A 23,413-nucleotide genomic window follows, 5' to 3' on the forward strand; every position below is an offset into this window, starting at 1 on the left:
CAACGATGGCTTATTCGCTTTCATTAAGTTTGGTTATAAATTCGTCTTCAGATAGTATAGGAATATTTAATTTTGTTGCTTTTTCTAATTTAGCTGGTCCCATATTATCTCCTGCTACCACAAAGTCGGTTTTTGCAGAAATTGAACTTCCTACTTTTCCTCCGTTGTCTTCGATGGCTTTCTTTAATTCATCTCTTGAAAATTGGCTGAAAACTCCTGAAACTACAAAAGTTTTTCCAATAAATTTCTCGGTAGCATTTGGGTTGACTCTTTCTACGGTTTCAAACTGAATACCGTATTTTTTTAATCGTTCGATTATGATTTTATTTTCTTCGTTTTCGAAAAATTCGATAACGCTTCTGGCAATTCTTTCTCCAATTTCATCAACCAGAATTAAATCCATTAATGAAGCCTGGCTTAAAGCGTCTATGTTTTTATAATGTTTGGCTAGCTTTTTGGCTACGGTTTCTCCAACAAAACGAATTCCAAGCGCAAAAAGAACGCTTTCAAATGGAATTTCTTTTGATTTTTCTACACCGTTTACCAAATTTTCGGCAGATTTTTGTGCCATTCTTTCTAAATGAAGAATATCTTCTACTTTTAATTCATATAAATCTGCATAGTTGTGAACTAAGCCGTTTTTGAATAATAAAGCAACGGTTTCTCCTCCAAGTCCTTCAATATCCATTGCTTTTCTTGAAATATAATGCTGGATTCTTCCGATAATCTGCGGTGGGCATCCATAAAAATTCGGGCAGTAATGGTTGGCTTCTCCAGCATTTCGAACCAATTCAGTCTCGCATTCAGGACAATGTGTTATGTATTGTGTAACTTCTGAATTTTCAGGACGTTTTTCCAGATCTACGGCAATAATTTTAGGAATAATTTCTCCGCCTTTTTCAACAAAAACGGTATCATTTATTCTAATGTCTAATTTTTCAATTTGATCTGCATTGTGAAGTGAAGCTCTTTTTACAATAGTTCCTGCCAGCTGCACAGGTTCTAGATTGGCAACTGGAGTAATGGCTCCTGTACGCCCAACCTGATACGATATTGATTTTAATTTTGTTGAAGCCTGTTCTGATTTGAATTTGTAGGCAATGGCCCAGCGTGGTGATTTTGCCGTGTATCCAAGTTCTTCCTGAGAATGAATGCTGTTTACTTTTATAACAACACCGTCAGTCTCATAAGGTAATTTATGGCGATGAACATCCCAATAGTCAATAAAATCAAAAACTTCCTGCATACTGTTTACCAGTTTGGCTTCATTTGGCACTTTGAATCCCCATTTTCTGGCCGATTCTAATCCTTCAAATTGAGTTTTAAAAGGAAGATTATTTCCTGCAACAGTATATAAAAGACATTCAAGAGGACGTTTTGCCACTTCTGCACTGTCTTGTAATTTTAAACTTCCGGAAGCTGTATTTCTTGGGTTTGAATATGGGGTTTCTCCAATTTCGATTAGTTCCTGATTCATTTTTTCGAAACCGGCAAAAGGAAGGATTATTTCTCCTCGTATATCAAATCTTTCTGGATAATCTCCTTTTAATTTTAACGGAATAGATTTGATGGTTTTGATATTATTGGTAACCTCATCTCCTTGAAAACCATCGCCGCGTGTAAGTGCCTGAACTAATTTTCCGTTTTGGTATGAAATGCTGATTGAGGCTCCGTCGTATTTTAATTCGCAGGTATATTGTAAATTAACGTTACCTAATACACGCTGAATTCTGTTTTCCCAATCTATTAGATCTTCTTTAGAATAGGAATTATCAAGCGAATACATTCTGTATTGGTGCGCTATGGTTTTGAAGTTTTTTGTTACTGTTCCGCCGACTCTTTGTGTTGGTGAATCTTCGTCAAAAAATTCAGGATGTTTGTTTTCTAAATCCTGCAGTTCTTTTAATTTGATATCAAAATCGTAATCAGAAATTGTGGCGTTATCCAGCACATAGTAATTGTAATTGTGCTGATTAAGTTCTTCTCTTAATGTTTGAATGGTTTCCTGAATATTCATATAATATTAAAATAATGCTGATTTGATTTGAAAGTAATTTGAATATCAAAATTAGGATTATTTTAATTCAAAAACATTAAAATTTGAAAGTTTTATAAAATCAAAAATCAGGCTGCAAAATATGCGGCCTGATTTTCTCCTTGTCCATTATTCTTAAAAAAGAATTTAAAAAAACCAACTTCCAAATGGTTTCTGCGTTCTATACTTTTATACTGATAATCAAATTATTAGAGTGCAAATATAGTACTATTTTTGAATAATGATAAAGTCAGAGCGTCTGTTTAATAAATGTTCTTCTTCAGTACATTTCACTCCGTTTTTACATTTATTGATTAATCGGCTTTCACCGTAACCAATGGCACTTTCAATTCTTGAAGCATCAATGCCTTGTGAGAGAATATAATCTCTTGTTGACTTGGCTCTGTTGTCTGAAAGTTTTAAGTTATAGGAATCTTTTCCTCGAGAATCTGTATGTGATTCTATTTTAATTTTAATGTTTGGAAATTTCTGCATGATAAAAACGACTTTGGTTAATTCTTCAATAGCTTTTGGCGTTATATCGTATTTGTCGTAATCAAAATAAATAGGCTGAACATCTACCATTTCTACACCTCTCTTTTTAACTACCAAATCGTCGTAGTTGCTTAGCTCGAAGTTGACATCTTTTATTTCGCCTTCGTTTTCTTTTGTCGTTTCTACAGTTTTTTCGTCGCTGCTATAATTTGGCTTTGCTGCAATCATATTTACAACTTTATTACATGGAACAACAATTGCATACTTTCCTTCGTAATTGGTTTTTGTTTCTCCAAGTACTTCTTTAAACGAGTTGTAAGCCATAATGGTAACATCTGTTAACGGAAGTTTCGTTTTTCTGTCAACTGCAATCCCTGAAATACTTTGGTTGCAAACGGGTTTACCTTTTACAAATGAATAAATATCATCATCTCCTTTTCCTCCTGCTCTATTTGATGAAACATAACCATAAGTATCTGCTTTATCAACAACATAAGTAAAATCGTCTTTGTTACTGTTTATTGGTGCTCCAAGATTTCTAGGTGTTGTAAAATTTCCATCGGCTAAAAATTTGCTTTCGTAAACATCTAAATCACCTAAACCATAATGTCCGTCTGAAGAAAAATAAAGCATTCCATTTCTGTAATAAGGAAAAACCTCATTTCCCATTGTATTGATATTTGGTCCTAAATTTAATGGAGAACTCATTGTTCCGTCAGCAGCAATTTTTACCACATACAAATCGGTTTCACCAAAACCTCCCGGCATATCTGATGCAAAGAAAAGCCATTGTCCGTCTTCGCTTAAACAAGGATGTCCAACTGAATAATCGTCATTGTCAAAGAAAACATTTTGAGGATTTTCTAGTTTATTATCCACAATTGTGCCTTTTACAATTTGAAAATTGTTGACTTTATCTCCATCGACTACCAATTTATTTTTCTTTACAATGTTTGTCGAATAATAAATGGTTTTTCCGCTTGGATCGAAACTTGCCGTAGCTTCGTGATATTTGCTCATGACATTTGGAAGAAAAAGTTTTTCGTTAAACAAACTTCCATCGGCCGGATTTCTTTCTGAAACATATAAATTCAAAAAAGGCTGATTGTTCCATGTATAGAGTTTTTCACTAAATTTGGTAGTATCTCTTGCTGATGTAAAAACGATTTTATCTCCAAAAAATGTTGCTCCAAAATCAGATTTACTGGTATTAATATCCAGGTTTTTAATCTGATAAAGCGACTTTGCTTTTGCTAAACTGTCCAGTTGTTTCTTTTGGGCAACATAACGGCTGATTTCTTTTTTATCACCTTTTTTATCGAGATATTCTTTTGTAACTCTATCTGCTTCATCATAATCCATAACTGCTTTCATAGATTGAATATAACGCAGATAGTAAATATCGGTTAAATTATTTCCCTGAACTTCGTATAGTTTTTTATACCATTTAAGTGCATTTCGTGCATCTGAAATAAAGTAATACGAATCGGCTGCATTTTTTAAAGTTTGAGCCGTAGGATTTTTGATGTTCTGCAAAATTTCTTCATAGGCTTTTGAAGCATCGGCATATGAATAATTTCTAAACAATGCATCGGCTTGTTTTAAATTAGTCTTTTGAGCAAAACTAAACGTAATGCTCAAGACTAAACTCAGGATATATAGTTTTTTCATATGTTTTGTTTTTAGAAGAATCGAGGAGACTTGATTTTGTTTTGATTTTTGTTAAGCGAATAACGCAGGATGAACTCATGTGTTCCATCGTTATATTTATTCAATCCGCCTACTGTGTAATCAAAAGCATATCCGAGATAAAAACTTGGTGATATTTGAAAACCTGCCAAAATACTGATCGAATCATCTGTTCTGTATGATCCTCCAATAACAAACTTTTCATTAATCATAAAGTTCGCCGATACGTCAGCAGTAAGCGGTGCCCCGTTAACTGCTTTTACTAAAAATGCTGGTTTGAACTTTAAATTTGGGTTCAAATCAAAAACATAACCTCCCATTAAATAATAATGTAAACGATCATAATCTATAGATTCCTGAACATCATCATAATAGTTGTTTTCTATAAAGCTTGGAATTGAGAATCCTAAATACCATTTTTCTGTATAATAGTAAACCCCTGCTCCAACTGCTAATTTCATCTGATTGTCGATATTTTGATTCAAAAGAACGTCTGTATTATCATAATATCTTCCTTTAGACCAATCGATGTTCAGCATTCTCATACCTGCTTTAAGACCAAATGCTAATCTTTTTTCATAACCCAGAGGCAATGAATAAGAGAAGTTTCCGTCAAGGTATAATTCGTTTGAAGGACCAATTTTGTCATTAACAATACTTAATCCTAACCCCACTTTTTCGTTTCGAAGCGGGCCATGAATAGAGAATGACTGTGTTTCTGGAGCTCCAGAAATTCCCACCCATTGTGAACGGTGCAAAAGTGTTGCTTCTAATGTACCGGTAGACCCGGCATAAGCCGGATTTACCGCCATTGTGTTATACATATATTGTGTATACTCGGGATCTTGCTGTGCACTGGCACATATTGTAATAAAAGAACATATTAAAATGAAATACGTTTCTAATGGTTTTATATATAGTTTCATAACGATACTTATTTAGTTTAATTAATTAGATGATTAATTGAAATGCTTATCTCATAATTGATAACCATCCTTTTTTAACCGTTCCATCTCCAATGGTAATCACATAAAAATAAGTACCTGTTGGCAGCATATCTCCTCTATTTACAACTCCGGATACATTTGCTGTTCCGTCCCAGTCGTTTTCATAATGTTGTTTGCTGTAAACTAATGCACCATATCTATTAAATACTTTCAATTCATTGTTTGGATATGATTCGATACAATCAATTCTAAACAGATCATTTGCGCCGTCATTGTTTGGTGTAAACTCGTTGTAAACTGTTAAACATATTGGCTCTACTGAAGCTGAAGCTGAATTGTTTGCCGCATCAACATCTAAAGGAGTTGAAATTTCTATAGCAGCAACATTTAGATAATTTCCGCTTGGCAATACTTCTGCAACTATTGTAAGAACCAGACTCTGACCTGAGGCTAAAGCAGGTATTGTCCAAAGTTGTGTTGCAGGATCGTATGTACCGCCTGTTGTATTAAAGCTTACTAAATCGTATCCGCTTGGCAGTATTTCACTAACTATTGTGTTTATGAAACTTCCCTCGCCTACATTATTTACTGTTATAGTAAATGTTACATGTTCTCCAAAATTAGGAGTCGGGTTATCTACTACATTGGTAATTGTAATATCAGAACAAGTTGCCACATTTACATTTAGGAATTTTGTTGTGTTTTCGTTACAGTTGTTGATGTAAGAAACCTCAACTCTTCCTGGACCAATATCTGACCATGAAACTGTTACAGTTCCGTCTGCATTTCCTCCACCGGAAAGAATAGTTCCGTTTGTAATTGTCCACACATAATCTGATTTTCCATTTGCAATTGAATACGTTACACCTTTGAAAACACATGGAGTATCATCATTAGTTGTAAGCTGCACTAAAGCATCATTTTCAAAGTTTACTGTAATACCTAATCTTCCGGCACTTTCGCAGCCATTAGTTGTATTACTTAATAAAGTTGCATAATATGTAGCTGCTGTAAGTGCTGTATTTGGTGCCAATGGTGTTCCTCCTGTCGCTGTTGCGTAGAAAACTACATTTGGTTCGTTTACCAAAATACTTGCAATTGTTGGAAGTGCTGATAAACAGAATGTTTGTGTTGTTTTAGGCGTTGTAACAGTACCCGGAGTATTTACAGTAACGGCAACGGCTAATCTCACTGGATTCTCACAATTTATTGTGCTTGCAACTGCACCGTAATAAGTTCCTGTTGCTAAAGCTGTTGTTGATGGAATTGGTGTTCCGCCTGCAGCTGTGCTGTACCAGATTACATTTGCTTCATTTACCTGAATACTGGCAATTGTTGGTGTATTCAGAGTACAGAAATCTTGTGTTGTATCAGTTGTAGTTGGTGTTGGACTTGGATCTGACACTGTAACTGTTACTACCAGACGAGTTGAGCTTTCGCATCCTGTTACCGGATCTACAATATTTCCGTAATAAAGACCAGACACTAAAGGTGTATTTGCTGGAATTGCAGTTCCCCCTGCAGCACTGCTGAACCAAGTTACGCCGCTTTCATTTACCTGAATATTAGCAACTGTTGGTACTGCTGTTGAACAGAAAGTTTGAGAAGCATTGTTTGTTGTTGGATTAATTGTATTTCCAACTGTAACCGCGATTGGTAATCTCACGCTGCTTGAACATCCTGTTGCTGGATCTAATATTGCGCCATAATAAGTACCGCTTGCTAATGCTGTTGTAGAAGCAATTGGTGTTCCTCCTGTTGGAGTGCTGAACCAAATTACATTGGCTTCGTTTACCTGAATACTAGCAACAGTTGGTGTAGTTCCAGAACAGAAAGTTTGAGAAGCATTACTAGTTGTTGGCGTAACCGGATCTGTTACGTTAACTGATACTGATAATCTTGTGTTACTTTCACAGCCTGTAGCCGGATCACTGATTGCTGCATAATATGTACCGCTTGTTAAAGCTGTTGTCGATGGAATCGCTGTTCCGCCTGTTAACGCTGTGTACCAAACAATGTTGGCTTCATTAAACTGAACACTTGCAAAAGTCGGTGCATTTACCAAACAGAAGTTTTGAGTGCCTGCTGTTACTAATGTTGGGGTTCCCGGATCGTTAACATTGATCGTTACCGCCAATCTTACTGCGCTTTCACAGCCTGTTGCCGGATCGCTGATTGCTGCGTAATATGTACCACTTGTTAAAGCTGTTGTTGATGGAATCGCTGTTCCGCCTGTTAATGCTGTATACCAAACAATATTGGCTTCATTAAACTGAACACTTGCAAAAGTTGGTGCATTTACCAAACAGAAGTTTTGTGTTCCTGCTGTTACTAATGTTGGTGTGCCCGGATCATTAACATTGATTGTTACAGCTAATCTTACTGCGCTTTCACAGCCTGTCGCCGGATCACTGATCGCTGCATAATATGTACCACTTGTTAAAGCTGTTGTCGATGGAATCGCTGTTCCGCCTGTTAATGCTGTGTACCAAACAATATTAGTTTCATTAAACTGAACACTTGCAAAAGTCGGTGCATTTACCAAACAGAAGTTTTGAGTGCCTGCTGTTACTAATGTTGGTGTGCCCGGATCGCTTACATTGATTGTTACAGCTAATCTTACTGCGCTTTCACAGCCTGTTGCCGGATCGCTGATGGCAGCATAATATGTACCGCTTGTCAATACATCAGTTGATGGAATCGCTGTTCCGCCTGTTAATGCTGTGTACCAGACAATATTGGTTTCATTAAACTGAACACTCGCAAAAGTTGGTGCATTTACCAAACAGAAGTTTTGAGTGCCTGCTGTTACTAATGTTGGTGTGCCAGGATCGCTTACATTGATCGTTACCGCTAATCTTACCGCGCTTTCACAGCCTGATGTTGGATCGCTGATGGCTGCATAATATGTACCGCTTGTTAAAGCTGTTGTTGATGGAATCGCTGTTCCGCCTGTTAATGCTGTGTACCAAACAATGTTTGCTTCATTAAACTGAACACTCGCAAAAGTTGGTGCATTTACCAAACAGAAGTTTTGAGTGCCTGCTGTTACTAATGTTGGTGTGCCAGGATCGCTTACATTGATCGTTACCGCTAATCTTACCGCGCTTTCACAGCCTGATGTTGGATCGCTGATGGCTGCATAATATGTACCGCTTGTTAAAGCTGTTGTTGATGGAATCGCTGTTCCGCCTGTTAATGCTGTGTACCAAACAATGTTTGCTTCATTAAACTGAACACTTGCAAAAGTCGGTGCATTTACCAAACAGAAGTTTTGTGTGCCTGCTGTTACTAATGTTGGTGTGCCAGGATCGCTTACATTGATTGTTACTGCCAATCTTACTGCGCTTTCACAGCCTGTTGTTGGATCACTGATCGCTGCGTAATATGTACCGCTTGTTAAAGCTGTTGTCGATGGAATCGCTGTTCCGCCTGTTAATGCTGTGTACCAAACAATGTTGGCTTCATTAAACTGAACACTCGCAAAAGTCGGTGCATTTACCAAACAGAAGTTTTGAGTGCCTGCAGTTACTAAAGTCGGTGTGCCAGGATCGCTTACATTGATTGTTACCGCCAATCTTACTGCGCTTTCACAGCCTGTTGCCGGATCGCTGATAGCAGCATAATATGTACCGCTTGTTAAAGCTGTTGTCGATGGAATCGCTGTTCCGCCTGTTAATGCTGTGTACCAAACAATATTGGCTTCATTAAACTGAACACTGGCAAAAGTTGGTGCATTTACCAAACAGAAGTTTTGAGTGCCTGCCGTTACTAATGTTGGTGTGCCCGGATCGTTAACATTGATCGTTACTGCCAATCTTACTGCGCTTTCACAGCCTGTTGTTGGATCATTGATTGCTGCATAATATGTACCGCTTGTTAAAGCTGTTGTCGATGGAATCGCTGTTCCGCCTGTTAATGCTGTGTACCAAACAATATTAGTTTCATTAAACTGAATACTTGCAAAAGTCGGTGCATTTACCAAACAGAAGTTTTGTGTTCCTGCTGTTACTAATGTTGGTGTTCCCGGATCACTTACATTGATTGTTACTGCCAATCTTACTGCACTTTCACAGCCTGTTGTTGGATCACTGATAGCAGCGTAATATGTACCGCTTGTTAAAGCTGTTGTTGATGGAATCGCTGTTCCGCCTGTTAATGCTGTATACCAAACAATGTTGGCTTCATTAAACTGAACACTCGCAAAAGTCGGTGCATTTACCAAACAGAAGTTTTGAGTGCCTGCTGTTACTAATGTTGGTGTGCCAGGATCGCTTACATTGATTGTTACCGCCAATCTTACTGCGCTTTCACAGCCTGTTGCCGGATCGCTGATAGCAGCATAATATGTACCGCTTGTTAAAGCTGTTGTCGATGGAATCGCTGTTCCGCCTGTTAATGCTGTGTACCAAACAATATTGGCTTCATTAAACTGAACACTGGCAAAAGTTGGTGCATTTACCAAACAGAAGTTTTGAGTGCCTGCCGTTACTAATGTTGGTGTGCCCGGATCATTAACATTGATCGTTACTGCCAATCTTACTGCGCTTTCACAGCCTGTTGTTGGATCATTGATTGCTGCATAATATGTACCGCTTGTTAAAGCTGTTGTCGATGGAATCGCTGTTCCGCCTGTTAATGCTGTGTACCAAACAATGTTGGCTTCATTAAATTGAACACTGGCAAAAGTCGGTGCATTTACCAAACAGAAGTTTTGAGTGCCTGCTGTTACTAATGTTGGTGTACCAGGATCGCTTACATTGATTGTTACCGCCAATCTTACTGCGCTTTCACAGCCTGTTGCCGGATCGCTGATAGCAGCATAATATGTACCGCTTGTCAATACATCAGTTGATGGAATCGCTGTTCCGCCTGTTAATGCTGTGTACCAAACAATGTTAGCTTCATTAAACTGAACACTGGCAAAAGTTGGTGCATTTACCAAACAGAAGTTTTGAGTTCCTGCTGTTACTAATGTTGGTGTGCCAGGATCGTTAACATTTACTGTTACGGCTAATCTTGTTGAACTTTCACATAAAGTAACAGGATCAATATGACCTACATAATAAACTCCAGTTGTTAAGGCATCTGTTAAAGCAATTGGAGTTCCTCCAGTTGCAGCAGTATACCATGCAATATTAGACTCATTTAGTAAAATACTCGCAAAAGTCGGTGCATTTACCAAACAGAAGTTTTGATCTCCCGGATTTGTTAATGTTGGTGTACTTGGATCACTAATAATGATTACTGCATCCTGTAATGTTCCTGCTAGATTTTCACAAGTATTAGCACTTGCAACAGCAGCATAATATGTTATTGGGCTTACTGCTTTTGTTAAACCTACTGCAGTTAAAACACCTGTAACCGGATCAATTGTATAAGTAACGCCGGCTATAACTGCACCATTTGTTATTGGCTGTGTTTTAGCTGCATCTAAATACCAGGTAAATACCGGATTTGTTAATGTTGGTGCAGTTGGAGTTAACGAAGCAGGTACATCGTGACAAACTGTTATATCATCAACTACTATATCATTTGCAATTGAAGGAGGCAGAATTGTAAACGTAATTTGTTTTCTATCTGCTGCAACTGTTTCACAAAATTGATCTGAACTAACTCCTACATAATAGGTATAAGTTCCCGGAGTTAATCCGTTTACTATTAATTGTGCAGTTGTTTCTCCCGGAATTAACTGACTTGTAGTTCCGTTAAAGCTATACCAATAGTAAACTGGATTAGTTACAACTGGTGTTCCGCTTAAACTTGTTGCTAAAGTTACTGTTCCTGAAGGAGAACAAATTGACGTTGTAGTTCCGCCGTTTAAAGTAATATCTGTTAAAGCATTTACCGGAGCTGAAGCTTTTACTTCAACAGTAACTTCACCTCTTGTAAAGGCTTCACAGCCATAACGTACCGGCTGTACATAATATTTATAAATTCCTGCTGTTAAATTGGCCGGAACTGTAAAACTTGGTCCTGTTGCAACCGAAGCTCCTCCTGTTGGCGAATCGTACCAAATATAAGTTGAACAGGCTTCTTCGGGTATTTGAAGTGTTATCGTTGAACCCGGACAGACTATTATTTTATTTTGAGGGTCAGCTCCTACAACTGTTGTATTAGCTACTCTTTCTACGGTATGTACTCGTAAGAAATCTAAAACTCCTGCAACTCCTCCAAAACGAATTCTTACTCTGTCATAAGATTCTGTTGGTGAAGAAACCAAAACCATTGCCATTGTATTTCCCGGCAATAATCTTAAACTTAATAATGTACTAGTATTTTGAATTGGTGCTCCAACTGGAACACTTCCTAAATAACGCTGAATTGAAAATCCAGTCAATAAGTTAACATCTAAAAGTGTTCCTGGTTTTGAAACAACAATTCTTAATGTATCACTTACAACTGAAGGTGTTTTAAATTCTACAGTTAAATCTGATGCAGCAGCTACACCAATTGTACTATACATTGTAGCAAAAGTGGTAATATCATTGTCAGCAATATTCCATGCATCACTTACCCCTACAGTTGCTGTAACTGCCCCAACTGGAAGTCCCATATCTGTTGCTCCATAGAAAATATCACGAATATCTCCCGGAGTACATGCTACAGATGGAACTGATGTATTATAATGAGCATCGAATACTTTTGTATTTTGGGCAACACTTAAAACAGAAGCCGACTGAATACGAATTCCATCATAAGCTTGTGGTCCAGATGCATCTGAAGGAACAAAAGTGAACTCATAAGTATTATCTCCTGAAATTAAGTTCAATAAAGATCCCGATACTGACTGCATTGCTCCAATATCAACACCTCCAATAGTTCCAATTACTGATAAATTTTGACCAACAGCCAATAAGCTGTATTCTGATCCAAGTTTAATCGTTACCGGTGTTCCTTTAGTAATAACACTTGGCCAGGTTAAATTCTGCCATGTTGTACCTACTCCTAAAAGTCCTAAACCTGTAGTAATTGTAGAATAAGTCTGTGGGTTTCCGTCAACTGCACTTCCTCCATTAGTAACATTTCCAGTAACTATTGAACCAGATGTCTGTACCGTTGCATAAACTCTTTCTGTTAATGATTTACAACTGCTAAGGTTTATAACGTTAATTATTTTTGTTGCAGTTGCTGTACAAGTTCCGTCATTAGCCACTGCCGTATAAGTATAAACTCCCGGTGTATTTAATGCACCTGTTGATGTTCCTGGCAAAGCATTTCCCTGTGGATCAAACCAAGTGATTGGCGCTGTAGAAGTTGCTTGTAAAGTAACATTTGTACCTACATTTACAGATTCCTGTGGATTCGTTACCACTATACTTGGTAAAGCATTGATCGTAACTGCTACAGTTTGTCTAACAGAAGGACAAGTATCACCAGTAAGCTGGGCTTCAATTGAATAATTCCCGCCTACAGTAATATTTGAAGCAACATCTGAAGTAATTACATTATTTGAAGGATCATAGAAAGTATAAGTAGTATTTCCTGTTGAATCAAAGTTAGTAATTGCGTTTCTTAAATTAGCACTTCCACAACCTGTCAAAGCAGCATTAACTGTCAAAGTAGTTGTTGAAGGTAAATTTACTGTAACTTCTTTTAATGAACCGTTTACATTTTCACAAGTACCTCCGTTTAAAATAGAAACAAAATAATTGGTTCCAGAAGCAGTTACACCTGTCAATGAAAGTGCTCCCGTAATAGGATCTATTGCAAATGTTACACCGCGAATTACGCTTCCGTTGACAATTTGAGTTGTTTTATTTTGATCTGTATAATATCTAAATTCTGCTCCTGCAATAGTTGTTGTTGGAGCTATAACAGCCTGTCCTGTACAAGTAGCTTCAACCGGGGTTGCAACTACAACATCAGAATCTGTAGGAAGTGGCAACACGGTTACCGTAACTCCCTGACGTAAGCTGTTCTCGCAAGTACCGCCTCGTGTTCCTTGTAAATAAAAAGTTGTCGTAGAAGTTAATGCAGCAGTTGGATTAACTGCAACAATATTTCCTCCTGTTGGAGCATCATACCAGGTAAAAGTTTCTGTTCCTGTAGAAGATGCTGTTAAAGAAGCAGTCTGACCAGAACAAATTGGATTTGCAGCACCAGTTACAGTTGCATTTGGAAATCTGTATGCAGCCTGATAAATGTATAAATTACTTAATACTGTAGCCAGACCTCCTAATCTTACTTCAATTCGATCAAATGCAGCTGCTGTAGTAAAGCTTGCTTTAAATTTATTTCCTGACAACAATTGAATATTCAATAAATTGTTATTGACAGAAATTCTATCGTTGTTGTAAGTTGCTCCGTTATAAGTTGCCAAAGTAATATTAGATAAAAGACTGATATCTAAAAGACCTCCCGGAACTTCTAATTCCACATCAATAATATCTCCTGCCTGACCCGGATTAGCAAAAATCAATTGCTGCTGGATGAATCCTCCTACTCCAAGCGGTACAGAAAGATGTGCATACGAATTAATATTACCATCTACAGAATCATTTGGAGTAAGAGCTGTACATAAACCACATAATACACCATCTGTAGATGTTGTCTGTGTACCAGCTTGCAAACAAGTACTTGTATTAGCTATTACGATAACATTAATTACACCTCTTGTTAAATTAGTACAATCAGTACCCACATTAACAGCTTCAACGTAATACGTTTTATTAGCAGTTAAAGCCGGGCTAGGTGTAAAAGTTGTTGTATCAAATGCAACAGAAGCGCCGCCAGTTGGTACATCATACCAATTGTATCTAACACCCGCCACCGGATTCTGAACAGACAAAGTAATAGTTTGTCCAGATTGTATAATTATATCTGTTGACGCAAAAGTTGGTACCGCAGGCAAAGGATTAATTGTCAGCGGAACCGCAGTACGAGTTGGAGTTGAACAACCACCTATAACTGCTTCTACATAATATGTTATATTAGCAGTTAAAGCCGGCGTTGTAAACGCCGTTCCTGTAAATACTAAATTACCTCCCGTTGCTGCATCGTACCAATTATAAGTAGTACCTGCAACTGGTGCATCAACTGTTAAAGTTGTAGACTGTCCGTTACAAATGGTCGATGGTGATGGAGTAACTGTAGGCAGTACAGGATTTTGTATCAATACCTGAACTGGATTTCTTTCACTATTTACACAACCATTTCTTGTTATTTCAACATAATATGTTGTTGGTGCTGTTAAAGCCGGAGTTGTAAACGCAGCTGTAGATGCTAACGAAGTTCCTCCTGTAGCTGTATTATACCAATTCACAGTTTCACCTACCGCAAGAGCCGCAGTTAATGTTGTAGTCGCTCCACTGCAAATAGTTGTATTTCCTGTAATTACAGGCGCTTTATATCTGTAAGTTGTCTGATAAATATCAGCTGTAGTTAAAACTGTTGCTAAACCTCCTAATCGAATTTCAACACGATCAAAATTAGCTCCTGCAACTACACTGGCTCTAAAACGATTTCCTGATAATAATTGAAGTGTAATTAACGGATTATTAATAGCAATTCTGTCATTATTATAAGTTGCACCGTTATAAGTTGCCAAACTTACGGCTCCTAATAAAGAAAGATCTGCAATACCGCCTGGTAATTCTAACTCCACATCTACAATATCACCTGCTTTTCCAGGATTATTAAATTGTAATGTCTGTTGAATCCATCCGTTAATTAATCCAACCGGAACACTAAGTCTCGCTGCTGTAGCAGGATTTCCATCTACAGAATTATTCGGATTTGTAGAACTACACAGTAGACACAATCCGTTTTGAACCGTTAACTGACTGCTAGCTTCAAGACATCCGCCTAAAGCAGCTGGTTGAACCGTTACAGTAACCGGTACTCTGGCAGCACTAGGACATAAACCGTTCGGGCTTTGTGCTTCTACATAATATATTTTTGTTGCTGTTAAAATTGGCGTTGTAAAAGTGGCTGTGTTTGCAGCAACCGCTGTTCCGCCTGTGGCAACATCATACCAATTTAATTGAACTCCTGGTTCAGAAGATGTCGCTGTTAAAGTAGCATTCTGACCTGATTGAATAGTAACACTTTGTGTTAAAACAGTTGGCGTTGCCGGCACTGCTGTCGAAACAACATTTACAGCTGTACGAGTTGGGCTCACACAACTTCCTATAGAACCTCCAACATAAAAAGTGGTTGTTCCTAATGAAACCGTAGGAGAATAAGTTGTTCCTGATGCAAGAGCAGTTCCGCCGGTTGGTCCGGAATACCAGGAATATGTTGTTCCCGGAATAGGATTTAAAAGTGTCAAGGTTGTTTGCTGCGTTGCTCCCGTAGAACAAATTGAAGTTCCCGCATTATTTACAGCAGGAGCAACAGGATTTGAAACATTTAGAACCACAGGAACACGAACATTCCCCTCACAACCTGCAGCTCTCGAAATACCTATATAATAAATAGTTGTCGCAGTTAAAGCAGGAGTTGTATAAGTATTACCTGTTGCTAAAGGTGTTGTTGATGCCTCAGAGCTATACCATGCAAGTGTGGTACCTGCGGCAGGTGTCGCTGTAAGTGCTGCAGTAGAACCTGAACAAACAGTTTGTGTTAAACCGCCTGTTACAGTAGGCTGTGCAAATTCTAAACGCACATCGTAAACTCTTAAACTCACTAAAAGACTTAATAAGCCTCCAACCTGAATTTGAATCTGATTAGTATCAGCCGTCACAGTAAATTTTGCCACCGCAACAGTATTGCCATTTAACAAGTTTAGGTTCAACAGCGGACTATTTAAAGCTACACTTGAACCTACATTTGCACCTGAAAATTTAGCCTGAAGTGACGCATTAGATAGTAATCCTACGTCAAGCAAACCATTTCCGGTACCAAAATAAATAGCGATTTGGTCACCTGCCCTTGCTGTCTGGTTTAAAGTAAGTGTTTCTTCAACGAAACAGCCTACACCAACAGCATTAGTCAGGGTTGCAAAAGTTGTTAAACCAGCGCTGTCATAAGCGTTGGCGGGACTATCAACATTTAAACCTACACACAATAGACCTCCCTGACTATTAGTTTGAGACACAGGTCTGCAAATAGTCTGCGAAAATGCATTAGTGCATAATAAGAATAAAAATAATAGTCCGAATAATCTCTTCTGGAAGCTGAGACTACAAAAAGTAAATTTTTTTTTCATAATTTGGAAGATTAGAAAATGGACAATAAAATACCTGCTGCGATAAGCACGTATGCTTAGGCAATTAAAAAAAACGTTAAAAATCAATTAGTTAAACCCTATAATAAATCCTTAGTACATAAAGACTATAGTTTAAATTTTCAAAAAAAATTATTACACCGTATGTTTTAAAAACATACAAACCAGAAATTTTTATCTTCTTGGAATAAAATATTCCGTAAATTTTAGACAATATTGATCCGCACCATCTTCTTAATGAAGTGATCTGTTTAAATAATTTTCCTAAAGAAAATCAGTTATGGAGGGAGAATTTAATTTGATAACATTTAACCTTTTCAATCTCTTATAGAAAGTTGATTACTCTTTCTATGAATTTTATTACTTTAAAATAAAACTCAACAACTGAATAAATTAAACATTAGAATGTTTAGCATTAAACAAAATATTTAATGCAGAATATTGTCATCGACATAACGTCGTCGGCCAAATTTTAAATAATGAAAATGGAATATTGAAAACTTTTGAAAAAAGTTATTTGCAAGAGAAGCAAAACTAAAAGGATGAAGAAGTTTGGTTTTCTTCAAAATAATAAAAATTAAAGCTGAAATAATATGAAAACCTAATGCAAACTTGATAAAAAAAGTAATTGTCAGTTCCATAAGCAGGCGAATTAAGTTATTATTTAAAGTCCAATTAATTACAATTTATACTATCCTATTTTTTGTTTTTAAAGACAAATTGGCTCTACATTAAACATGATAAAAATGGAGCCAATATTTTGTTTAACTTTTCTATTCTAAAATTATGAAAAACAAAATAATAAAACAAGTATAAAATTCTTATTTTTTTTAATGACTATAAATTTTAAAAACAGCTGAAATCACAGGAATATAAGAAAAAACGGAGTTTTTAACTAAAAAACAACCTGTTTTTAGGCTTTAAAATAATTGTAATTTTTATGTTAATTTTAATAATTATAGGTTTAATACTACAATTTATTAATTTCAATCGATTGAATTTTAATAATAATAACTAAATACCCATTCAAATTATGGATTTCTGTCTAAAATCTTAAAATTTTGAATATTCTCAAAAAAGCAGGTAAAAATACGGGGGATAAAAAACAAAAAGTCTAAACAAAAGTTAAAAAACTAAAAAAGGGTAAACATTTTAACAATCCTGTTTACCCTTTAATAAGATTTTGAAAATGAACTATTTACACGCTAAGATTCTAAAATTGTATTAATTTGTGTAAATAATTGACCATCGCTTAAAAAAGCACCTTGTTTAATTAATTCAAAAATAGAAGCATTTCTTTCTTCTGTAAACACTTTTTTTCCTACTTTCATTTCAATGTTTTCAGTGAACATATTATCACTTAACCACTGCAAACCTTCTTTGGTCAAAAAATCAGTTTCAGGAACTAATGCTTTCAATACTATAGACTGAACATGAGTATCGAAACATTGAAATAAAAAAATATGATTTTTAGAAAAGTGCTCCAAAAACTCAGCTCTTCCCAACACGCCTTCCCAAATTAAATCAGAAAAAACATCCAGTTCCTGTTCTGCAACTTCCGGTTTATTTATTTTAAGAGAATCCCATTCTGCTTTATCAATTGCCTGAGTTGCTAAAAAGCTGGCAAATTCGGCGTGCAATTCATCAAATTGCTCTTTTGTTAATCTAGCGTATTTCATTTGTTTTTAAGCTTTACACTGCAGGCCTTAAGCAATATGCCATAAACCGCCAGCTATAATTCTAATTATTAATATAGATCTTGTATTAAACAAAAAAATCCCGATTCGCATCGGGATTTTTATATAGTTTTTAAAATTATTACTTTTCAGCAACAATTTCGTATGGTAATTCAACGATTACATCTCTGTGTAAACGAACTGTAGCATTGTATTTTCCAATACGTTTTACAACACCGCTAGTGATGAATTTTCTGTCGATAGCGTTACCAGATTTCTCTAAAGCTTCAGCGATATCGATGTTAGTGATAGAACCAAAAAGTTTCTCTCCACCAGCTTTTGCAGTAAGTTTAATTTCAAGAGCTTTTAAAGTTTCAGCTAATGCTTTAGCATCAGCAACAATTTTAGCTTCTTTGTGTGCTCTTTGTTTTAGGTTTTCAGCTAAAACTTTTTTAGCAGAAGGAGTTGCTAATGTAGCGAATCCTTGAGGAATTAAAAAGTTACGACCGTAACCAGGTTTTACAGATACTACATCATCTTTAAATCCTAAGTTTTGTACGTCTTGTTTTAAAATAATTTCCATGTTGTTGTCCTTATATTTTAGAAGTTAGGTTCTGCTTTAACAGAAACCAGCGACTAGATTTTTATATACTATTTTAATAAATCGGCCACGTATGGCATTAAAGCTAAGTGACGAGCTCTTTTTACAGCTACAGAAACTTTTCTTTGGTATTTTAATGAAGTTCCAGTTAAACGACGTGGAAGAATTTTCCCTTGCTCGTTAACGAATTTCAATAAGAAATCAGCATCTTTATAATCGATGTATTTGATTCCTGATTTTTTGAAACGGCAATACTTTTTAGTTTTGTTAGTTTCAATGTTTAAAGGCGTTAAATATCTGATATCTCCGTCTTTTTTTCCTTTTGCAGATTGTTCGATTGTAGACATAATAATTACGCTTTAGTAGATTTTAATTTTGCTCTTCTTCTTTCCGCCCATGAAATAGCATGTTTGTCTAAACTTACAGTTAAGAAACGCATAACTCTTTCGTCACGTCTGAATTCAGTTTCAAAAGCAATTAGAACTTCTCCAGCTACTTTGAATTCGAATAAATGGTAAAAACCACTTTTTTTGTTTTGGATTTCGTAAGCCATTTTTTTAAGACCCCAATCCTCTTTCGATACCATTTCAGCTCCTCTACTAGTAAGAAATTCTTCAAATTTCGTTACTGTTTCCTTCACCTGAACCTCAGATAAAACGGGATTTAAAATGAAAACAGTTTCATAATGATTCATAAATAAAAAATTTATTTGTTAAAATTGGGTGCAAAAGTAATCATTATATTTAGATATACAACACTTTTTTCCTTTTATTCGTCATAATGCAAAAAATATGCGCTCATTTTAGTTTTTTTTCCAAAAAAATAATACATTTACTACTGCTATCCTGAATTTATTCTAAATTTAAATGTTATGAAACTAAACTGTGTTGTTGTAGATGATAGTTCTATACAGAGGACAATTATTGCAAAATTAGTTAATAATCACCCAGGTTTGCACTTAATCGGGGATTTTTCTAATGCAATAGAAGCAAAAAGTTGTATCTCACTTAATAATATCGATTTAATATTTCTTGATATAGAAATGCCGGTTATTAACGGCTTTGATTTTCTTGATGGTTTAAAATCTAAACCGCAGATTATATTTATTACTTCTAAAGCCGAATATGCTTTAAAAGCTTTTGATTATGATGCTGCTGATTATCTGCAGAAACCAATTGCTGTGGACCGTTTTAATGCTTCTGTAAAAAGAGCAATTGATATGCATTTACTGAAAAAAGAAGTTAAAGAAGAAGAAGGAGAGCATATTTTTATAAAAAGCAACCTTAAAAAACTTAAAATTTTCACTGCAAAAATCAAATGGATTGAAGCTTTTGGGGATTATGTGAGAGTAGTTACTGAAGACGACAGTAACCTGGTACTTTCGACTATGAAATCTTTTGAAAATGATTTATCAAAAGACAAGTTCATACGCGTTCACAAATCATATATTATTAATATTGATAAAGTTGAACGTTTCAATAGTAAATTTGCCGAAATCGGCATCACTAAAATTCCGCTTAGCCGAAATAAAAAAGAAGATTTAGTAAAAGCTTTGTCAACGTCGTAATTTTAATAAAAATCGACATTTACAACCACTTTTATAGCTCTGTACTGAGCAACAGCTTCAAAACTATTCAACATTTTCTGAATAGTTTTTTTTGTATTACCCAAATGCATATTCTGCGGAATCTTAATTAAAATTGTTCGGATATATTCATTTCTTATTCTGCTGATTGCCGGTTCTTCAGGTCCCAAAACAGGTATATTTAGATTTTGGCTTAAAACCTGATACAGCCACATTGAGCCTTCTTTCAGCTTATCAAAATCTTTATGTTTTATAGTAAGTTTTATAATTCTGAAGTAAGGAGGATATTTATAGATCTGCCTGTCATACAGCTGCTCCTTATACATACCATTGTAATTATGGTTAGTAACCTGCTGAATTGTATTATGATTTGGATTATAGGTCTGAATAACAACTTTTCCCTGTTTTTCAGATCTCCCTGCTCTTCCTGCAACCTGAGTCATCATTTGAAAACTGCGTTCAAAAGCCCTAAAATCCGGATGATGCAGCATATTATCAGCATTCATGATTCCCACTAAACTTACATTATCAAAGTCAAGCCCTTTTGCCAGCATTTGCGTCCCGACAAGAATATCAATTTCTCGATTTTTAAAGGTGTCAATAATTTTTTCAAAACCAAATTTACCGCGTGTTGTATCCTGATCCATACGTGCCGTTTTTGCTTTCGGAAAAAGTGATGCCAGCTCCTGCTCTATCTGCTCTGTTCCAAACCCTTTTGTGGTTAAATCTATACTTGAACAGCTATGACAATTCGTTGGTTTTGCAATAGCGTATCCACAATAATGACAACGCAGCTGATTTTTAAACTTATGATACGTTAAACTCACATCGCATTGCTGGCAATGAGGTACGTGCCCGCAGGTCAAACACTCTATTATAGGTGAATATCCTCTTCTGTTTTGAAACAAAATCACTTGTTCACCCAAAGACAAAGCCTCAGTAATTTCTTCTATTAAAAGATCACTAAAATGCCCTGTCATTCTCTTCCTAAAATGTTTGTCTTTTAAATCGACTAAAACAACTTCGGGCAGTCGAACATTTTTATAGCGTTCAGTAAGTGTTACTAAACCATATTTATCATTCTGGGTATTAAAATAAGTCTCGATACTTGGTGTTGCAGATCCAAGCAAAACTTTAGCATTATGAAAATTTGCTAATACAATTGCAGCATCTCTGGCGTGATATCTTGGTGCCGGATCTGTTTGTTTAAAAGTCTGCTCATGCTCTTCATCAACAATGAGCAGACCAAGATCATTAAAAGGCAAAAACAAAGCCGATCTTGCCCCTATGACTATTTGAGCTTTTTCAGAATTTTCAAGTGTCTGTTTCCAAACCTCAACTCTTTCATTATTACTGTATTTTGAATGAAAAACAGCAACTTTGTCTCCAAAATGAAGACGCAGACGAGAAACTAACTGAGTGGTAAGGGCTATTTCAGGAAGCAGATACAAAACCTGTCTTCCTGTATGCAGATATTCTTCGATTAGTTTTATGTAAATTTCTGTTTTCCCGCTCGAAGTAACTCCATGAAGCAAACAGACTTCTTTTTCAGTAAGACTTTGTTTTATTGCTGTAAAAGCATTTTGCTGCGCTTCACTTAACAATAATTCTTTTTCTGATTTTTCTCCGGTAAACAAAACACGGTCTTGCTGCAAAAGATATTCTTCAAGAATTTCATTCTTAACTAAAGTTTTTACAACAGACGAACTAGAACCAGAAACCTCAACTAATTTTTTAACAGTAACAGGCTTTTTTTCTGAAGCACTAATTTGAAAATAAGCTAAAACAATTTCTTTTTGCTTGTCATTTTTCAGAATATCAAGAAGGCTTCCCAAACCTTGATCTGTTTCGTATTTTGAGTGCAGCTTAACATAACGAACCAGTTTAGGCTTATAACTTTCTTTTATTTCTTCTTCCAGAAAAATTATATCTCTTGCTATTAATTTTTGAAGAATTGGGAGGATATTTTTTCTATTTAAAATAGAAGCTATTTCCTGAACTTTAAGCGAACTCTGATGCTGTAACGCTTCATAAATTAAAAATTCATCATCAGAAAGTTCAGAATCATTAACAACAACATCTGGTTTGTGCGAAACAATAGTTTCACTTTCCAACAGTAATCCCGTTGGAAAAGCGCCGCGATATACATCGCCAATACCGCACATGTAATAATTAGCTACCCAAAGCCAGTGTTTAATCTGGATTTCGGTTGCAATTGGCCTTTCATCTAAAATTTGATGAATTTCTTTGGCTTCATATAAGGTTGGCGCATTTTCATGTATATCTAATACAAGTGCTGTATAAATTTTGCTTTTACCAAATGGCACCGCTACCCGCATTCCTTTTTTAATAAAATGGAATTCAGCCTCAGAAACACGATATGTAAAGGTTTTTGCTAAGGAAAGCGGTAAAATAACTTCGATAAAAAACATGTACTATTATATAGGATTGCAAAGTTACTTTTTTCCGGCAGATTTTTGAGCCAAATACTCGTCAACCAATTTCAAAGTATGATTTAAAGATTCTTTACTAGTCCAGTCATCATGTCCCGAAATTATATAATCCGGTTTTTTGAATTTTGCCTGCACTTTTTTTATAGATTTCTGCCATTCTTTAACATCAGCATCACCCAGATAACCTAAATCTAATGCTTCTGCACTTTTTACAAAACAGCCTCCGTAAAGAATTTTCTCTTTTTTAAACCATGCTACAATATTATCAGGAGCATGTCCTTTTCCTGGGTAATAAACTTCAAAAGTATGATTTCCAACAGTAAATGTTGTATCATTTGAAATTATAAATTCTGCTCTTGGTTCCTTATTCTTTTTAAGAATATCATCAGTCAGTTTAATTGAGTACGTTTTGATTCCTTTTTTCTTGTAAAAATCAAATCCTCCTGCACGATCTTCATGAGAATGCGTGCCAAAAAGCATCACAACCTCTTTATTGTGTTTTGCTTTTATGCTGTCTAATAACGGCTGAAACTGTGTTTTATCCCAAGGCGCATCAAAAAGCACAACGCCTTTATCTGTAACAACATACATAGCATTGGCAGAAATCTTAGTTCCTTTGTAATCATTAAAAGTTCTATAAACATAAAAGTCACCTGTAAGATGACTTATTTGTAATGGCGAATTCTTAGATTGTCCCAAACTATTTGAAACCGCGGCTAAGAATAAAATTATCGAAGCTAATTTTCGCATGTATTATTTTGA

Annotated in this window: 11 protein-coding genes; 1 reads left to right on the forward strand and 10 read right to left on the reverse strand. The window is 35.8% G+C overall.

What is annotated here, in order from left to right:
* Positions 1 to 10: 10 nt before the first annotated feature.
* The 8 genes from ligA to rpsF all read right to left on the reverse strand — a co-directional run bounded on the left by ligA (position 11) and on the right by rpsF (position 19,307).
* The gene (ligA, locus tag FJOH_RS17975) at positions 11 to 2,017 is read right to left on the reverse strand and encodes an NAD-dependent DNA ligase LigA (protein ID WP_012025458.1); all 2,007 of its coding nucleotides are present in this window, start codon (positions 2,015 to 2,017) and stop codon (positions 11 to 13) included.
* A gap of 246 nt (positions 2,018 to 2,263) precedes the next feature.
* Positions 2,264 to 4,201: an OmpA family protein gene (locus FJOH_RS17980; protein ID WP_012025459.1), complete on the reverse strand. Its 1,938-nt coding sequence runs from the start codon at positions 4,199 to 4,201 to the stop codon at positions 2,264 to 2,266.
* 11 nt (positions 4,202 to 4,212) lie between these two features.
* Entirely contained in the window at positions 4,213 to 5,145 is a 933-nt protein-coding gene (locus FJOH_RS17985; RefSeq protein WP_012025460.1) for a PorP/SprF family type IX secretion system membrane protein, read from the reverse strand.
* Between the two features lie 46 nt (positions 5,146 to 5,191).
* The gene (locus FJOH_RS17990; RefSeq protein ID WP_148207217.1) at positions 5,192 to 16,318 is read right to left on the reverse strand and encodes an Ig-like domain-containing protein; all 11,127 of its coding nucleotides are present in this window, start codon (positions 16,316 to 16,318) and stop codon (positions 5,192 to 5,194) included.
* A gap of 1,223 nt (positions 16,319 to 17,541) precedes the next feature.
* Positions 17,542 to 18,015, reverse strand: coding sequence for a DUF6495 family protein (locus FJOH_RS18000; RefSeq protein WP_012025462.1), 474 nt, complete (start codon positions 18,013 to 18,015; stop codon positions 17,542 to 17,544).
* A gap of 139 nt (positions 18,016 to 18,154) precedes the next feature.
* A complete protein-coding gene (rplI, locus tag FJOH_RS18005; RefSeq protein ID WP_012025463.1) occupies positions 18,155 to 18,595 on the reverse strand; it encodes a 50S ribosomal protein L9 in 441 nt (146 codons plus the stop codon).
* Between the two features lie 68 nt (positions 18,596 to 18,663).
* Complete coding sequence (rpsR, locus tag FJOH_RS18010) at positions 18,664 to 18,960, reverse strand: 30S ribosomal protein S18 (protein WP_002987043.1); 297 nt, start codon at positions 18,958 to 18,960, stop codon at positions 18,664 to 18,666.
* 5 nt (positions 18,961 to 18,965) lie between these two features.
* Positions 18,966 to 19,307: a 30S ribosomal protein S6 gene (rpsF, locus tag FJOH_RS18015; RefSeq protein WP_007810575.1), complete on the reverse strand. Its 342-nt coding sequence runs from the start codon at positions 19,305 to 19,307 to the stop codon at positions 18,966 to 18,968.
* A gap of 177 nt (positions 19,308 to 19,484) precedes the next feature.
* Here rpsF and FJOH_RS18020 point away from each other — a divergent pair, with 177 nt between their 5' ends.
* Positions 19,485 to 20,180 carry a LytR/AlgR family response regulator transcription factor gene (locus FJOH_RS18020; protein ID WP_012025464.1) on the forward strand — a complete coding sequence of 232 codons (696 nt, stop codon included), beginning with the start codon at positions 19,485 to 19,487 and terminating at the stop codon, positions 20,178 to 20,180.
* Between the two features lie 2 nt (positions 20,181 to 20,182).
* Here the strand turns inward: FJOH_RS18020 and priA are convergent, their stop codons facing one another.
* Together priA and FJOH_RS18030 are read right to left on the reverse strand one after the other, a co-directional pair.
* Positions 20,183 to 22,630: a replication restart helicase PriA gene (gene priA / locus FJOH_RS18025; protein WP_012025465.1), complete on the reverse strand. Its 2,448-nt coding sequence runs from the start codon at positions 22,628 to 22,630 to the stop codon at positions 20,183 to 20,185.
* 24 nt (positions 22,631 to 22,654) lie between these two features.
* On the reverse strand, positions 22,655 to 23,401 hold the full coding sequence (locus tag FJOH_RS18030; RefSeq protein WP_012025466.1) for a subclass B1 metallo-beta-lactamase JOHN-1: 747 nt from the start codon (positions 23,399 to 23,401) through the stop codon (positions 22,655 to 22,657).
* Positions 23,402 to 23,413: the final 12 nt, after the last annotated feature.

The organism is Flavobacterium johnsoniae UW101, assembly GCF_000016645.1.
GTDB classification, from domain to species: Bacteria; Bacteroidota; Bacteroidia; order Flavobacteriales; family Flavobacteriaceae; genus Flavobacterium; species Flavobacterium johnsoniae.